This window comes from Phyllobacterium sp. 22552, assembly GCF_052044585.1.
Classification (GTDB): Bacteria; Pseudomonadota; Alphaproteobacteria; order Rhizobiales; family Rhizobiaceae; genus Phyllobacterium; species Phyllobacterium ifriqiyense.
Window position 1 is genome coordinate 121,342 of record NZ_JBQENG010000005.1, and the last position, 15,622, is coordinate 136,963.

Sequence of the window (15,622 nt, forward strand, 5' to 3'; positions counted from 1 at the left end):
TGCTATTTTTTTCTGGCAATCGCCACCCGGGCGATCCCTAATTCATTGTCGACAAACGATATCTCTTCATAAGCGCCCGAGCGCGATAACAAATGAGCGACCTGATGATGTTGCCCTTCTCCGAACTCGAAAGCCAAAGAGCCTCCGGACCTCAACATATCGGCAGAATCGCGTACCAGCCTTTGAAGGATAGAGATGCCGAAAGGTCCACCGTCAAAGGCCTCGCGTGGCTCCTCCTCCAAGAGATGCGCAAGTGTTTCGTGTAGTCGCTTTGCAGAAATGTAGGGAGGATTACACACAACCAGATCCACTTTTCCGGCTGGAGATTTATCGCCAAATGCTGCAAACAAGTCGCCCTGATAGACTTCAACACGATCCGATAGGCCCAACCGTTGTGTATTGTGCCGGGCAGCATTGACGGTCTCGTCGGTTAGGTCCGCACTCATGACTTTTGCTGATGGAACTGCACTGGCGATAGCAAGCCCAAGATTGCCCGAGCCACAGCACATATCGATAACCAGCGGCGAGGTGCTGTTTGCCACAATGCCGATTGCCGTGCGGCCCAGGAGTTCGGTCTCTTCCCGGGGGATCAGAACGCCGCCAGCAATTTCGAGTTCTATGCCAAGAAAGCTATGACGGCTCATTTCCGGGCGAGTGGCCGGCATATTATCCGTGTCTTTCGTCATCGGCTGCATCAGTAACTCTCCTCGACTTCAGACGTTGGGTTTGGTGGCACTTTCACCTTCTTCCAGGTAAAAGTGTTGCTCACTTTGAAAAAGGAAATGTAGAGCACGACGAGTACGCAAACATAGACCAAAGCCCCCGTCAGAATTTTTAGTCCGAGGTCTAGTGCGGGCGATAGAGAGAGTTGCGATACCCAGATTATGCAGGCGACCATCGCGATCAGGCTCGGCACGATGATAATGCTGCTGGCCCCGACACGCTTCCAGCTAACGCCGCCGTATTGGCTTTGCAGCCATATCGTTACGCCTGCCGTGATCGCGGCTGCCATTACCTGGCCGATAGCGACACCCATTATACCGAAGGGCACGGCTCCAAGCAGGAAGATAACGGCGACGACCATGTTGCATAGCGAGACGAGCGGTAACCGTCGCACCTGCCCCGTTAGCGACAAAAGCGGCTCGGTTAATACGCCTGGACTATACAGCATATACATCAGGGCAAGGAGAGCCGTCAGTGGAGCCGCCGGATGCCACTGATCGCCAAGCAGAAGAACAACCAGCGTCTCCGACACAAGCGCAAGGCCAATGAAAATAGGGGCAGCCAGAGCCAGCAGGAAGGGCAAAAGCACGGTCGCTTCCCGCCCCACACCTCGCTTGAGTTCCTGAAGGGTCTGATTTTCCCGGATAGAACGCCTCAGGCTAACCCAAGCTATCAACCGGCTTGGTTCATCCATCATATCGGCGAAGGACGATCCCAGACGATCTGCCACCCGGTAGTAACCCACGCTCGCCGTGCCAAAGAATATTCCGATTGCGAAAGTCACCGCATAAGTATGGAAATAGGCGACCATACGGGTCGCCAATATATAGCGGGAGAATGCTGCGAGTTCTTTTACGATGGCCCAGTGAAGCCGCAGACGCGGAACCCACCGCGTTATGAGCATCGCGCTGCAAAGATAGGTGATTTGCATGAAGAGCTTGCCCACGGCCAAGGCAAATATTCCCCATCCTGCAAGCAATCCAGCCAAGGTGATCGCCAGGCCAACGCCTTCGCCGACCATGAGCAGAATCGAGTGCATTTCGGATCTGCTTTGACGAACCAATATGCCGGCATAAACTGCGCTAAAGGTTGCAAATACCACCCAGACTGAAAAGATGACGAGAATTTCAGCCGCCAGCCTCATTTCGAAAAAACGGTCCAGTACGCCGGAAACGGCAAGGCCGATAGCCATCGCCGCCGCACCGCTGGCGAGAGCCATTGTAGCAATCTGATTGAACAGCGAGATATCCTCGCGGCAGCTCATTATAAACTCCCGCGAGCCCGCTTCGGCGACACGGGTCAGCAGTATGGCCATGGCAAGGATCAGGGTATAAACACCAAATTCAGCCGCCGACAGCATTCGCGCTGCCAGAATGAATACCAGCACTTGCGCAAGTTGGGCGCAGATACGCGAAGCCATCGCCATAAACGCCATGACGGCAGCTTTCCTGGGCGTGAGCCTCTCGGCTATTATCTGAGAACCCTGTTTCAGCGTGATGCCTCCGGCACATGCTTTGAACACCAACCTGACTGCTCAAAACGATCGCTTCATCCATACCAGATGGCCCGTTTTGTTTCAGGAATTACCCCTCTAATCAATTGGATTAGGCATTCTGGACGGATGCTCATGAAAGTGGAACATTCAATGCTAAGCCGTGCTCATCCTGAGAAATTCGCGCATTTGAACGCAATCCGAGGATCGATGAGACCAGGTTTAGGGGGCAGAATGTCTACGAGACTTCGTATTGGAATCATCACTGATTCCATGGATCGATTACAGAATTGGGAGATCAAGTTTTTAAAGGGTGTTCTTGATTGTCCTGAGTTCAATCTGAAGGCTGTTATCGAAACTGGTCCAGTGCCGGCGCATGACACGTCGTTTGTTGGAAAATTGATTGATCGGGTAGAGAAGCAGGTATTTGTTAAACAACGGCGCTATCCCGCTCAACCTTTCGGAAATCAGCAATACAAATTACCCGAATCCATACGTGTAGGCCGCGACGGTCTGCTGGGCGTAAATATTGATGTGGCAGTGCGATTGACGGCAAAACCGCTTCCGCAGCAATGTCTCGACCAGATCGAGTTTGGCGAATGGTCTCTCGATTTCGTCGATAAAGGAGCCAGCGGCCATGACTGGACCGGGTTTTGGGAAGTGAAAGAGCGCAAGGCACTGACTGTGGTTCAATTGTCAGCTCGCCTTGGCTCGGAGCCTGAGCCGCTCGTCATTTCCAGTGCCGGTTACAACACCAAATATAGCGCGGCGCTCAATGGAGCCTTTATCAAGGAGAAGTCTGTCCTGCTGCTGCTGCGCGAGTTACGCAGATTGGCAGAGACGAGGAAGTTTTCCACAAGCCCCGCCACGCTCTCCGTAGATATGCGAGCCGCACCTCAACTTAGCGATTCTATCCTTTATCTGGGACAGCTTGGCCGTAACATCATTGGAAAACTTGCAGTGCGAGCAAGATCAATTCTTGGGCTCAATTCAAGGAGCTGGGGCGTTTATATGGGGGATGGGAGTATCGAAAACTTTACCCCCGATAAGGCTACCCCTCTAAAGCTCGCCGACAGAATGTGGGCCGCCGATCCCTTCCTGTTTCGATGGCAAAACCAGGACTATGTCTTTTTCGAATGTTTCCCGGATAACAGTATGAACGCCTGGATATCTGTCGCGCGGCTGTCCGGATCAGAAGTCGAATTTCTCGGAACTTGCCTGCGTACGAGTTACCATCTTTCCTATCCATTCGTCTTCAATGACGGCCCGGACATTTACATGATTCCGGAAACCCACCAGACAGACCGGGTGGAGATATGGCGCTGCACACAATTTCCCCTGAGATGGGAGCTTCATTCAACAGCGCTTGAAGGCAAAAGCCCTGCTGACACCACTATGTTCAAGGTCAAAGGGCAATGGTGGTTGCTGACCTCCCTTTCGGATCATCACACTTTCATGGATCACTCCAGCGAACTTTATGCATTCGCCGTTGATGGACCTGACCTGAAAAGAGTTGTCCCCCACAAACGCAACCCCGTCATTATTGGAAGTGATATCGCGAGGAATGGGGGCCGCGTTCATATCATAGGTGATCGGGTTCTACGCCCGTCGCAGTGTAACTCTCATGGGATTTACGGCTACGGTCTGAATATCCAGGAAATTACCAGACTCGATTCCGAAGACTATGTCGAAGAAACCATAAAATCCGTTAGACCCGATTTCATGACTGGTATTGTTGGCTGCCACCATCTGGATACGCTCGGAACCCGGTTTGTTATAGATCTGTGCAAAACAAAATAACCTTTGCTTCAAGGTCTGGTGCTACCATCCTCTTGACATTGCAACATATTTCTCGCTGCCCGGTTAGGCCATAACGACGTTTAGCTCTAATTTTAATGATTATTACTAAGGGCATAACATATTTCTTTAAGTACTATTAATTATTGACGCAAAACATTTATACTATAGTTTAATTGTATGCAGGGAATCATAAAACAAATAAAACCATGCAACCAGACATGCAATACTGTGCTCACAGCGTATAGAATGCAAATTTCGTAACTAAAAATACTGCTTTGCTTGGGTGGTTTTTTAGGACGCAATGATTTTGCCGCGATTCAAGAGGATTTCCAGCGCTACGCGTCTGGGCAGCCGAAACTATGGGAATGGTTGGGGTCAGGATTATGTCCTACATAACAGAACCGCTGATAGAACAGCGGACCGAAAAAATGCCGGCAAAGAACCGGATGTCCTACATTGTAATCAAGAGAACTCTTGACGTTATACTGGCCACCGCCGCGCTAATATTTCTCTTTCCGGTCTTAGTCTGCATCATAGGTACTTTGGCAGCAACTGACGGCTTTCCTATCGTATATAGGCAACGCAGAATCGGCCTGAACGGCAAAGAGTTCACTTGTTTCAAGTTCCGCTCCATGGCGAAAGATGCCGATGCGCGTCTGGTTACGCTTCTGGCGCACTGTCCGGAATCCTTGCGTGAATGGACGGAAACACAAAAGCTCAAAACTGATCCGAGAATCCATCGGGTCGGTCGCATTTTGCGGATTTCAAGCTTGGACGAACTTCCCCAACTCATAAATGTACTGCGTGGGGAAATGAGTATTGTCGGGCCACGTCCCATCGTCATGGATGAGATCGGCCGCTACGGCGATTCCTATCGGTATTACATCGCGATGAAGCCGGGCATAACGGGTCTGTGGCAGGTCAGCGGCCGCAGTGATACCGGGTATGATACGCGGGTAAAGCTGGACACAGACTACTTCAAGTCGCGCTCCATCTGGGTAGATCTGAAAATCATGGTCCGCACGGCGTCGGTGGTGCTATTTGCGAAAGGCAGCTGCTGAATATTGAAACTTGCTCCAGGAAAAGCTGAAACGGGCTTTCCATCGGGAATTGCGTAGCAACAGAGAGTTAGGGCAATGCACTTCAAACGGCTCTGACGAACATAGTGATCGGTGTGATACGGATGCAACTCTTATCTGGGTTACTCATGCCCCATCTTCTTCAAACGTTTTGTCCTTCCAAAACGGTCCATACGCGGATCGCTAACGCATTGTGGGTCGAGTATGGCGGAGCACCATGGGACATGCCTCCTGATTGGGAGCCGGACAGACAATGGGCATCCACGCTGGAATTGAATCTCATTCCCAATCTCGGACCAATGTCTGTAGCTATTTTGCGGGAGTGGCTTGCGGCAGGTGATGATGAGTTAAACGAGCGATAAATCGCTTTAAGTCATCCGCCAAATGACGAGCCAGAAAACCACGCAAAGAAAGAATGCAGCCCAACGAATAAGATACTTCTCCTCAACGAGGTCAAAGAATGACTTCGAGGGTCGTTGGGTTGTGGTCTCAAGATTTTCAGAAGTATTTTTCATCTATCTCTTAACGATGCATTTTTACACTGAGGTCAATTCTAACCTTGAATTTGGACCAAAGATAGCCCGGCAGATTTAGACCTCTCCTAAATCAATTACAACTTTAACCAAAAAGTATGAATAAATGGATAGCGCGCCTAACCCCGAACAATCGAAGTAGGCGTCCTTAAAGGCTTGATGGTCAGATCGCTTGGAAAGAAGGGTGCATTCCGGCGGAGGAATCAAGCGCCGGTGCAGTGTCCGGCAATTTTTCACCGGCCAGACATTCGCCATAAAGGGCGATCAGTTCATTACACCAACTTTGCGGCGTATTGGCCAAGCCTGGAGAAAGAGCAAATGCGGTCTTGCTCATGTGCTGAACCCGGTCATCGCTGTCGAGTTCTGCAAAGGCTGCTGCCAGGCTTTCAGCGTCAGACGCTTCGGCAACTATGCCGCATCCGAGCTCCTGCGCTTCATTGGCGATGAATGCAGACTTGAAGGCTACGATTGGAATTCCGCTTTGGAGGCTTTCATGAGCAACCAGGCCAAAGGGTTCGGGAAGTCTGCTCGGCATAACCACAAACCGCGCTTCCTGTAAAAGGGCACTGATCTCGTCATGAGTTTTCCAGCCCTCGCAGATAACCTCCGGATAGCGCTGGAGCAACTCCTCGCGAAATGCTCCATCTCCAATAACGCGCAGCCGCCGTCCTACCGTCCGCGCGGCTTCAGCAGCGATATCGACGCCCTTTTCAAACTCGAGCCGCCCTATAAAGAATATGTCACTATTCTCTTCGGCAGGGATGCGCCTTTCCGCAAATGGCTTGACCGGATTAAGCACCGTTCTGATGCGCGATGAGGGAATTCCCCCTCTTTCGAGCCATGGATTCATCATTGGATGAATGGACGCAATCGTGCAGTTGGATTTGGACATGTCCAGAAGCCGTGTGCGCAACCACGACCGCGCAAAACGCCACAGCTTGTCGGCATAGCGTCGCTTGTCGCAGTTTGAAGCCAGACATTGTCCGCTTAGCGGTGTTAGGGAACACACGCTATTTGTCTTGAAATTAGCATAGCTCCCGTTGGGACACACCAAAGTAAAATCGTGCGCCGATATTATCAGGCGGCTATAGACCGGCTTAAGCGCTGAAAATATCGAGGGTGAGAGTATCTGGGCCCATGCATGGACATGATAGACCGTGCCAGGCGTGTCCTTTTGCGCAATGTAACGCGTGATCGCCTCATAAGCGGCCTTGTTATAGGCGCCATCCATGATCCGCCTGTGAACCGGCAATTTCAGCAGCGGCTGGCTTCCCAACCCGTCAATTTCCACATTATGATTGCCCTGCAATGGAAAGCCGGCGCCAGTATCGCCTGTCAGGAAAGTAACGGGTATTCCGGCCTCATGCAGCAGGCGTGCTGACAGCAGAGCCAAAGCCGCCGCGCCGCCGCTGGCCACAGCTTCATCATTGATGATCACGACGCGTTCCAACATAGCTGCTATATCCTTCAGCTTGGCCGCAGCGAATTTGTGCTGGTCTGTGCCGGAGCCTTCAGGGCAAGGACAAGAGCGCCCGAGCGCCCTCTCGCGTCGGATGTTCCTTGTGTCTGCGAAATCATGTCCATGGTTTGTTGCGCATTCCGGTGCTCAAATTCCTTGCGAATGAGCTGGCTCATTTTATCCTTGAATGTTTCCTTGCTGAAACGCAGCGAATGCGCGCGAATTCGGGCAGGCACGAAGCTCTTTTCCACCAGCTCGAACTGCTCGACACAATCAATCAATGCTTCCACGGATTGTTCTGAAAACAGCATGCCTGACAGGCCATTGACCACGGTGTCAACCGCCCCGCCTTTGCCATAGGCGAGAACCGGGCGGCCGCTTGCCATTACTTCAACCGGCACGATACCAAAATCTTCTTCGCCAGGAAAAATCAGAGCCTTGCACCGTGCCATATGGCTCTTCAATGATGCGAATGGCTGGTGATTCAGGAATGTCACCGTTGGCCCCGCCTTGCTCTTGAGGCTGGCCATCTCTTCGCCTGTCCCAATCACGACAAGCTTCTTGTTCATTCTGGTGAATGCTTCAACCGCAAGATCAACGCGCTTGTAGCCTACCAATTGCCCGGCACAAAGGTAGAAGTCCTCGACCGTATCGGATATTGCAAATTCACTCACTGAGACAGGCGGATGTATAACAACCGCGTCCCGCCGGTAATATCTCTGCACGCGATTGGCTATGTGGCGCGAATTTGCGACAAAGCAATCAACGCGTGCGCTGGTCGAAACATCCCACTGCCGCAACCAGGATGCTATTACCGGCATGAACAATCGTTTCACGAAGCCCGCGCTGGCATGGTAGAAAAAATAATGATCCCAGATGTAGCGCATCGGCGAGTGGCAATAGCAAATATGCAGCGCATCGGGCTTGGGGATAATCCCCTTTGCCGGCCCGGATTCGCTTGAGATGATCAAATCATAGCTGGTCAGATCCATGCTTTCCAATGCCAGCGGCATTAGAGGCAGCAACATCTGATAATGTTTCTTTGAACCCGGTATTTTTTGCAGGAAGGACGTTGTGATTTTGTGGTTTTTCAACCGGCCCTTGATCGCGTCGGGATCATAGACCAGCGTGAAAATATCTGCCTCGGGGTAAAGCTCACTCAGTGCTTCGAGGACTTTTTCGCCACCGCGCATCGATAAAAGCCAATAATGAACGATAGCTACTTTCACAATACTGCCCCTCGTCCATGACATGGCGTACGCGCACGAGAGCGCGCGCGTCATGCCCGGATCTTGATTATTGGGTTGGATTCTTCAGGACGGATAAGAACAGTGCTACGCCGAAATTCTACATTCAATTCACTTTAGAATTCCGGCGTAGGTCCCCCACTGACTGCCCGCTTGCTCCCACACACGCTTGATTTTTTTGATCTTGTTTTTCATGCGTTTAAAACTTGCGACCACACATATGAAGCTAAATCTCTGCCCGTTACGCAAGCGTGACTCAAAGGGCTTTTTCCGGAAATTTTTACAAAATCTGCGCTAACCAATAAGATTGTACTGAATTCGGTTAGGCCCGAAACTTAAGGAGTAGAGGAAACTAGACCTTCAGTTTGAGCCACTGGCTGGTTTCATTGAAGGTCCAATCTTGAAAATGATCGTCAGGCGCGCCCATTTCCTTCGGCTGGCGTTGCTCCAGCATGGTTTCCAGCAACAATGTGGCGTCAAGTCGCTTGATGTTGCAGATATGCGGTCTTATGCGGGCTTCACCATCGGCAATTTCGGTTGAAATCTTGTCAAAAACCCGTCGCCAGCTGCGCTCCTTGAAGAATATCGCATTCGCTGCTGAGCGAATATAATACATTTCATCCGGATTGATGGCTCCGGCGGCTTTGGCCCTTTCCAAAGTGGCATCAATAGTGACCATTGCCTCGCTGAATGCGATATAGCCAAACTCGGCTGGCGCATGAACCTGCGCAACAGCCGCATCGTCTTCCAGCCCGCCAAAAGCATAACGCTCGAATACTTCCCCAATGCCGATCATGCCGAATGGATAGCATTCGGCGGCACGCAAAGCGCCCATGCTGGCAGCGCCGTAAATCACTGCGCCTTTTGACAAGGCATAGAGAATTTCCTTGTGCCAGACGGCTGCAACATCCTCAAAGCGTCCATCGACAAGCCCGATCGTGCGAAATCCCTGATCCACGGCATGGGTAATGTCACCGCATTTGGCCGGCCCACGGCAAGTCAATTCATGATCCGGCAGCAGCACATCCTCTCCGCTGCGCAACGGCACGAACTTGGTTCCCGAAAGACTCGGGCCTGCAAAAAGAATCTTCATGGCGTTGCTTTACTGGCGGAGCATTGCATTGAGAGCCCTCCCGCCGAAGCGATGTTTGCGAATACCTGCGGGGCTTTCCAACTCATTGACCAGCACCCGGCAGACGGAAAATCCATATTCTTCTCCGCCAAGCGGAACAGCAACCACGCTTCTAATGCCGCGCTGGCGAAGTGGGTTGAGATAGGTTTCCAGACTTGCCCGCGCGACCGGCGATGGGTCTTCGAAATGGAAATCACTTCCAGGTTGTGCGTGGATATAGACGGCAAGGTCCGGCGCAAGCCGCTGCGCATATTCCGATGGATCGAAATCGTCCCGGGCACCCGAAATATTGGTGATACGGGTCTGCGCCGCCTCGGTGATCGCGCGCATGGCGGCTACGCGCGGAGAAAGATGGCAGCCATATCCCGCTGCGAGATCGAAATGCAGATAGCTGCCGTGCTGTGTTGCCGGACTGATGGTCGCCATGAAAACCGGCAGCGCAATATCCGAGCTCGTATCGAAGAGCCTCAGCACAAAACCTGCACTGGCAATGCGTTCGGCTAGCCAATCAATATTGCTGTCAGAGAACACGCGCGGATCGACGCATCGCGCCTGGACACCAGCGTCACGCTGAAACCGCCATAGCTCCGTTGCATCACGCTCCACCCGTTCGCAAAGTCCATGGATAACCGCTTCCAGCAGGCAGTTTCCGGACGCCAGCCCATCGGTGGATTGGCTATAGTGCCAGTTCTGCCGCTGCGACGTGAAGTCAAGCGAGACGACCTCGCGCGGCACGTAGACCGGGAGTTGCTTGAGGAGATCAAAGCCTTCCAACCATTCGATCGGCTCGTCATTTCCGGGCTCATCAGCACCGCGCATGAGAAGCATGCGCCCGTCAAAAACAATGTGTCCGCTGTCTTGCAGGGCAGCTTTCGTTGCTGTGATTGACGTGGCGGGAATGTCTTCGGCAATAGCGATTTCTGCGGCTTCCATAACAGCGGAAGCACGCGCATGTGGTGCCGTGATACCTTTGCCTTGGCTGACCGCCAATGTACGGCTATTTGGGCGTACCGCCATCCACACCGGAATACCGATGCGGTCGAGGCCGGTCACTTCCGCCATTCGAACAATGCCCAGCTGCGAGAAATGTGGACGCAGCCGGCTCACGGTCACATCCGCATCATGCAATCTGGTGGAAGACGGATCATTATTGCTTGCGGCGGAGCGAAGCTTGGCTTCATCCGCCGCAAGCCTTTCATAAACCGAAATCCCGGCCCGTGACTTCATAAGTACTCCAGCAGACCGTTTGGCAACATTCGCTCAGTTTACGAAACCGCCGCGTTGGCTGACAACGAACGGTCTGAGGGGCCATTCCGTACGTCGAATGAATAAGCGCGATCTGACGCATCACTTCTGCCATCAAACGAGTAGGCGCGATCTGAGGCATCACTTCTGCCATCGAATGAATAAGCGCGATCTGATGGATCAGTCCGCGCTTCCATATCGATTCCAGTCTCGCTCATATTCACCTTAGCCAGAAATTCCAAACCAGCAGCGCTTATTGAGCCAATGACATCCTTGTCCAAACATTCGGCAGTGTTCGTATCTGAATTGACGAGCCAAAGCTTGTCTTCCTCATTAACGATGTAATATTTCGACATGACAATAACCTTTCCAAGTAGAGAGCTCACCTGGGAGAGGTTATGCTGATTCTTTCATACGTCAATCGATCCGAAAGTCCTATCAATACTTAATACATTGATTTTATAGCCAGCCTCGATCATTTCTCTTTACTCTCGCTATACGACTGAGATTTCATTCCCGCGCGAGTGTCTGATGCGATGGCTATGCTAATTCCTTTGGTTGCAATAATCCCGGACTTACGCGCAGTGCCGATAAGCTGTAAAATGTCTGCGGTGGTAGCATTTTCCAAATCTGTCTCAGCGACTGGCGTCACTGTGCGATTATCAATATCTACAAGCCATAATTCAGTTTCCCCAGCCTCGCCAATAATAAAGTACTTCGCCATTCCTGAACCCCTTGTTTTCAACTATTGGAAGCCAGCTTCCTTGAGAGACGTCACATATTTCTGGCGCTGTTCCGGCAACCTTAGCGCCATGCTCTTTGTCCATTCATCGATACGGAAATTAGGATTATCCGCCAGCGCCTGCGTTCGAAATTCTGCGGCTTTTTCCTTTTCACCGAGCATCGCCCAACATGCTGAGATCAATCTTGACGCTACGCGTGGATTTTGCATCTGATCTGTGTAGGCGACCGCCTCCTTATGTCTGTCCAATGCATGCAAAGCACCGGCTCCTACCCAATAATAATAATCCGGGGCCAGCGGGTTATGTTCTATGGCTTGCTGTATCTTTTCCACAGCCTGATCGAGCCAACCATAATGCGTTAAAGCATCCGCATAATCGGCCAGCAAATCCGCATGCTGCGGGTTGATCGCCTCGCCTTGGTCGAAATATTCGAGACTGTCGTCGAATTTGCCCAGATACATACTGATTGTGCCAAGTTCCCGCAGAGGCCGCTCATCGTCTGGGTCATTGGGGGTAGCGCGCTTGGCGATTTTTTCCCCTTCAAGCAAAATATCTTTTTCACTGCGCGCCAGCATCAGCCATTCCTTTTGCATTGTGCGCGCGATACCACTAAGCGCAGGAACAAAGTCAGGCGACGCTGTCAGGGCATTCTTGAAGGATTGGCGAGCCTGACGCAATTTCGACAAATCGAACTTGTCGATATCGCGCTTGCCCATGAGGTACCAATAATAGGCATTGGGGTCTTGGTAGAGCTTGTTGTAGCGGTCAAGTTCCGACTTCTCGATTGTCGATACAACAGAAAGAATGATGCGGATGGAAAGCTGCCGGTATTGCTGTTCGGGCAGGACATAATCAAACTTTGTTTTCTCTGCCCAGACGATCTCCTGCGTTTCGGTGTCAATGAGTTTCACTGAAAGGAAGCAAAACCCGTCGCGGCGCACAATCTTGCTGTCAACCGCGTAACTGACTCCGAATTGCGCTTTGAGACCGTCAAAACTGTCAATCGGGGATTCTGTTACCACGCGCTTGGACGTATAGGGCGCCACAACTGAAAGCGTGCGCAAACGGCATAGGCCGATCGTGATATCATCTACCAGCGACGCGGCAAGTTGCTCCATTGGGTCGGATGCATTATGCGGCAAATAGAGAACCATAACCCGCGGCAGGCCCGCTTGTTTGGCCTGTTGCAGCTGGGATACGGCGCGGATCGCGGTCGGTGTCTGTATTTCGGTCCGGATTGCAACAGGTTGTGCTGGCTGCGTGATAATGAGCCCTCTTGTCGTTGCCGGGGAAAGTTTCGGCAGCAATTGCTGATAGAGCTCAATCGTTTGCTCTTCCGGCTCGACATCAAGATCATCGCGGAGCTTTTTCGTGCATTCCCGGAATGTCCGCTCCACCTTGGCAATCAGCCCAAGCTGCGACGCCGTTTGCATCAATGCGCGATAACCAACCTCCTGATAGGGGTCAATTTCGATCAGCTTACGGGCGCATTGCCGCTTTTCATCGATACTTACGCCTATGGGCTGATCAATCATCAAAAGCAGCATCGCGGTCAGATCATCGCGAATCTTTACGCGCTTGACGTCCAGCCATTCATCAAAATCAGAAGCTTGCGGCTCGTTCTGCGCCAGAAGATCGCCGGCATAAAGCTCGATCATCGGCAGCAAGGACTCAATATCGCCCTTCTGCATTAGCTCCATATACTCAAGAAGATCGATCCGCAGAAGATCGGCCCTCACCTGCGACAGGTTCAGGTAAACATAAGTAGCATCGCCCTGTATAAGACTTAAGCCATATTGCTCCTGAAATTTGCGGATACGCGCCAGACTTTGCCGCAGATTCATGGAAGCGTGGGATTGGTCCGTCTCGGACCAAAGAACTTGTGACAGCTTGCCACGAGAAACGGAATGGTTGGGGTTTTCCAGCAGAAGGTAAACAATAATGCGAAGAAAATTGGCAGGGACACGGGGAACAAGTTGTCCGCCCAGACTTACAGTTGCCTCTCCAAAAACTGCAATCTTCATTCCGAATAAGCCCCGGATTTATCTAACTGTTTTCTTCCCGATATACGATCTGCATAGGCTATCAGTCACAATTTTAACCAAGTCCACCCCATATCTATATATAGATATAAAGGTAAAACTATAATAAATTTGTATTAATACTGCCTCTGAAATACTTGCAAAGAGACCGACAGTACGGAATGTCCGTTCCGGGTTCGTTTTTCATAAGATAAATTCGTTTTAAGTCTCGACTATCCGCAAAATAATGACATTGTGCAAGAGGGTTGATGGATTTTTGAAAGAAAAGTCAAAGAATCTGCCAAACTATTGCTACATAGACACAAGTGCCTAAAAGTTAGTGTCTTCTCTGCCAAGCAGATAGTTATTTGCGTTACTATAAATCGTCGTGAAAAGATGAGGTTTTTCCCAAAATGCCTTCAACAAAAGTCAACTGGCTTTCAAGAAACGCAACCCGCTTTTCATAGGCTTTCATAACGCTCGTCAGATTTTCCAGGCGACCTTCATAGGATTCCGGTTCGGCAATATCTGTCATTGCTTCAAGCGTCAGTGCCGCATCCGCAGATGCTTCGGCAAAACGCTTGTTGAGGCCGAGCTTCTCCAGTTCCAATTCATTTCGGACAACCGTCAGCGTCGTAATAATGCGTTTGAATCGGGCTGTATCACTCTCGCGATCCCGTTCCGGATCTCTGACGTTAAAGCCGAACATCGATCTGCCCTCCGTCTGGTTGAGTTGCTCCGCTTACAGGTTCCGGTGTCGGGAAGGGTTTGTAGAATTTGCCATCGCCCTTGCGCGTCAAAGATGTGAGCATTCTTCGCATGGGTTCATCATAAAGACGCAAGGCCATCCAGGAAAAAGCCAGGATCATGACGAAGCTCATGCTGGCGATAATGTGCGTATTCCAGCCTGAAAGCAATGATTGGCTAAGACCTGACATCATCAAGACAATAGGAAAATGCAAAACATAAATTGGATAGGACAAACTGCCGAGCAGGGAGCCGAAACGCATGGTGTTTGTTTGCCCGGTGCCTCCAATGACGATGGCAGGCAGACACAGGCTGATAAAAACCAAGTCCAGCCAAGGGAAATTTCGCTCTGATACGGCAACTGGAATTGCAAGCACAAAAACCAGTGCGGCCGAAAGGGTAAACATGCTCCAATGCCGCGCATTTGCACTCAGGCGGTGCTGCTCACGATATATGACCACACCCAAGGGAAAGCCGAAACATACCCGGGCCAGACCGCCCCAGAAGGTTGCGGTGTCATATCCAATATTGAGCGTGTGATATCGGTTCACAAAAACCGCAAGAAAAACCAGACTGACCACGATGATCAGGATCAGGGTGCTGGTACGGAGCCAAATGCCACAGACCGCCCATAATAGATTGATAAGCAACTCGAAAAAAAGCGACCAGAGCGGACCATTTCCGGGGAAAAGATCGTGAGATGTTGCTGTTGCACTGAGGAAAGACGGAACCATTGCAAGATTGAGCATTCCGGACGCCAGCAGGACCTCCAGAGATTCAACTTTTCCGGGAAAAAACAGCCATTTCAGCAAAAGGACCACCAGGCCCATGCCAGCACCAAGCAGCGCCAGCGGATAGAGTCTGATCACGCGTTTTATGATGAATGACCCAAGTGACAAATGAGTCCGGAGGTCCCTTTCATAGGCGTGGGCAACAACAAACCCGCTGAGCACAAAGAAGAAATCCACGGCAAGATAACCTCTCGGTACGATAGCCGGAATCATGCCGAATTGCGACAGATGGAAGCCAACGACAAGGAGGGCAGCAACGCCTCTCAGTCCATCAAGCATGTCGTATCGTTGGACGTTCATCGGTTTCCCCAAGCCCCCTCCGTCCGGCCTTTTGGTGGCACTGGGAAGGCCGGGCGGTGCTGCACTTAAATTATAGGCCTGACGGCATATCGCTGTCGTGTCAGCAATTTGAACTAGTGGTCTAAGCAAAGCTTTCCGGCCTATCCGCACCATTTCCGTTCAAGTCGCGGCAGTTCTGTTCAAGCGCTTGTAAAAGCCGACCATTATTATCGCTGTATTCGTCGATTCTATTGGGCAAAAGGCAAACATGTGCTAACTCCTGCCCGTGCCTTTCCAGGCACAATCGCTTCTCCCACAGTGCTCGCGCGTA

Annotated in this window: 14 protein-coding genes; 3 read left to right on the forward strand and 11 right to left on the reverse strand. The window is 51.3% G+C overall.

The features are described 5' to 3' along the window. Positions 1–2 precede the first annotated feature (2 nt). Together ACTJI9_RS13550 and ACTJI9_RS13555 are read right to left on the reverse strand one after the other, a co-directional pair. On the reverse strand, positions 3–695 hold the full coding sequence (locus tag ACTJI9_RS13550) for a N5-glutamine methyltransferase family protein (protein WP_354345240.1): 693 nt from the start codon (positions 693–695) through the stop codon (positions 3–5). Then, a complete protein-coding gene (locus ACTJI9_RS13555; RefSeq protein ID WP_440808625.1) occupies positions 695–2,158 on the reverse strand; it encodes an oligosaccharide flippase family protein in 1,464 nt (487 codons plus the stop codon). The genes ACTJI9_RS13550 and ACTJI9_RS13555 overlap by 1 nt, the downstream gene beginning before the upstream one ends. Before the next feature lie 291 nt (positions 2,159–2,449). Between ACTJI9_RS13555 and ACTJI9_RS13560 the strand changes: the two genes are divergently transcribed. The 3 genes from ACTJI9_RS13560 (at position 2,450) to ACTJI9_RS13570 (ending at position 5,456) form a co-directional block, all read left to right on the forward strand. Beyond that, entirely contained in the window at positions 2,450–4,015 is a 1,566-nt protein-coding gene (locus ACTJI9_RS13560; protein WP_440808628.1) for a glucosamine inositolphosphorylceramide transferase family protein, read from the forward strand. 383 nt (positions 4,016–4,398) lie between these two features. Further along, on the forward strand, positions 4,399–5,076 hold the full coding sequence (locus tag ACTJI9_RS13565) for a sugar transferase (RefSeq protein ID WP_307275650.1): 678 nt from the start codon (positions 4,399–4,401) through the stop codon (positions 5,074–5,076). A gap of 146 nt (positions 5,077–5,222) precedes the next feature. Next, positions 5,223–5,456 (forward strand): hypothetical protein, encoded by a 234-nt coding sequence (locus ACTJI9_RS13570; RefSeq protein ID WP_162802518.1) that lies wholly within the window; start codon positions 5,223–5,225, stop codon positions 5,454–5,456. Positions 5,457–5,790: 334 nt separating this feature from the next. Here the strand turns inward: ACTJI9_RS13570 and ACTJI9_RS13575 are convergent, their stop codons facing one another. From ACTJI9_RS13575 to ACTJI9_RS13615, 9 genes are all read right to left on the reverse strand, one after another. Beyond that, complete coding sequence (locus ACTJI9_RS13575; protein WP_440808631.1) at positions 5,791–7,080, reverse strand: glycosyltransferase family 4 protein; 1,290 nt, start codon at positions 7,078–7,080, stop codon at positions 5,791–5,793. A gap of 14 nt (positions 7,081–7,094) precedes the next feature. Continuing rightward, positions 7,095–8,315, reverse strand: coding sequence for a glycosyltransferase (locus ACTJI9_RS13580; protein ID WP_307275657.1), 1,221 nt, complete (start codon positions 8,313–8,315; stop codon positions 7,095–7,097). 370 nt (positions 8,316–8,685) lie between these two features. Next, the gene (locus ACTJI9_RS13585) at positions 8,686–9,426 is read right to left on the reverse strand and encodes a TfuA-like protein (protein WP_336442127.1); all 741 of its coding nucleotides are present in this window, start codon (positions 9,424–9,426) and stop codon (positions 8,686–8,688) included. A gap of 9 nt (positions 9,427–9,435) precedes the next feature. Next, a complete protein-coding gene (locus ACTJI9_RS13590; protein ID WP_115053333.1) occupies positions 9,436–10,692 on the reverse strand; it encodes a YcaO-like family protein in 1,257 nt (418 codons plus the stop codon). A gap of 38 nt (positions 10,693–10,730) precedes the next feature. Next, positions 10,731–11,066: a hypothetical protein gene (locus ACTJI9_RS13595; RefSeq protein WP_307275670.1), complete on the reverse strand. Its 336-nt coding sequence runs from the start codon at positions 11,064–11,066 to the stop codon at positions 10,731–10,733. Between the two features lie 119 nt (positions 11,067–11,185). Further along, positions 11,186–11,434: a hypothetical protein gene (locus ACTJI9_RS13600; RefSeq protein WP_115053331.1), complete on the reverse strand. Its 249-nt coding sequence runs from the start codon at positions 11,432–11,434 to the stop codon at positions 11,186–11,188. A 21-nt stretch (positions 11,435–11,455) separates the two neighbouring features. After that, positions 11,456–13,477 carry a BTAD domain-containing putative transcriptional regulator gene (locus ACTJI9_RS13605; RefSeq protein ID WP_115053330.1) on the reverse strand — a complete coding sequence of 674 codons (2,022 nt, stop codon included), beginning with the start codon at positions 13,475–13,477 and terminating at the stop codon, positions 11,456–11,458. A gap of 373 nt (positions 13,478–13,850) precedes the next feature. Beyond that, positions 13,851–14,183, reverse strand: a complete 333-nt coding sequence (locus tag ACTJI9_RS13610; RefSeq protein ID WP_440808636.1) for a hypothetical protein — start codon at positions 14,181–14,183, stop codon at positions 13,851–13,853. Next, positions 14,170–15,312 (reverse strand): acyltransferase family protein, encoded by a 1,143-nt coding sequence (locus ACTJI9_RS13615; protein WP_354345227.1) that lies wholly within the window; start codon positions 15,310–15,312, stop codon positions 14,170–14,172. The genes ACTJI9_RS13610 and ACTJI9_RS13615 overlap by 14 nt, the downstream gene beginning before the upstream one ends. Between the last annotated feature and the right edge of the window lie 310 nt (positions 15,313–15,622).

Coding starts and splice junctions, on each gene's coding strand:
- ACTJI9_RS13590 (WP_115053333.1), bottom strand. CDS start 10,692: ATGAAGTCACGGGCCGGGATTTCGGTTTATGAAAGGCTTGCGGCGGAT.
- ACTJI9_RS13615 (WP_354345227.1), bottom strand. CDS start 15,312: ATGAACGTCCAACGATACGACATGCTTGATGGACTGAGAGGCGTTGCT.
- ACTJI9_RS13565 (WP_307275650.1), top strand. CDS start 4,399: ATGTCCTACATAACAGAACCGCTGATAGAACAGCGGACCGAAAAAATG.
- ACTJI9_RS13575 (WP_440808631.1), bottom strand. CDS start 7,080: ATGTTGGAACGCGTCGTGATCATCAATGATGAAGCTGTGGCCAGCGGC.
- ACTJI9_RS13555 (WP_440808625.1), bottom strand. CDS start 2,158: ATGGCGTTTATGGCGATGGCTTCGCGTATCTGCGCCCAACTTGCGCAA.
- ACTJI9_RS13600 (WP_115053331.1), bottom strand. CDS start 11,434: ATGGCGAAGTACTTTATTATTGGCGAGGCTGGGGAAACTGAATTATGG.
- ACTJI9_RS13585 (WP_336442127.1), bottom strand. CDS start 9,426: ATGAAGATTCTTTTTGCAGGCCCGAGTCTTTCGGGAACCAAGTTCGTG.
- ACTJI9_RS13560 (WP_440808628.1), top strand. CDS start 2,450: ATGTCTACGAGACTTCGTATTGGAATCATCACTGATTCCATGGATCGA.
- ACTJI9_RS13550 (WP_354345240.1), bottom strand. CDS start 695: ATGCAGCCGATGACGAAAGACACGGATAATATGCCGGCCACTCGCCCG.
- ACTJI9_RS13595 (WP_307275670.1), bottom strand. CDS start 11,066: ATGTCGAAATATTACATCGTTAATGAGGAAGACAAGCTTTGGCTCGTC.
- ACTJI9_RS13605 (WP_115053330.1), bottom strand. CDS start 13,477: ATGAAGATTGCAGTTTTTGGAGAGGCAACTGTAAGTCTGGGCGGACAA.
- ACTJI9_RS13570 (WP_162802518.1), top strand. CDS start 5,223: ATGCCCCATCTTCTTCAAACGTTTTGTCCTTCCAAAACGGTCCATACG.
- ACTJI9_RS13610 (WP_440808636.1), bottom strand. CDS start 14,183: ATGTTCGGCTTTAACGTCAGAGATCCGGAACGGGATCGCGAGAGTGAT.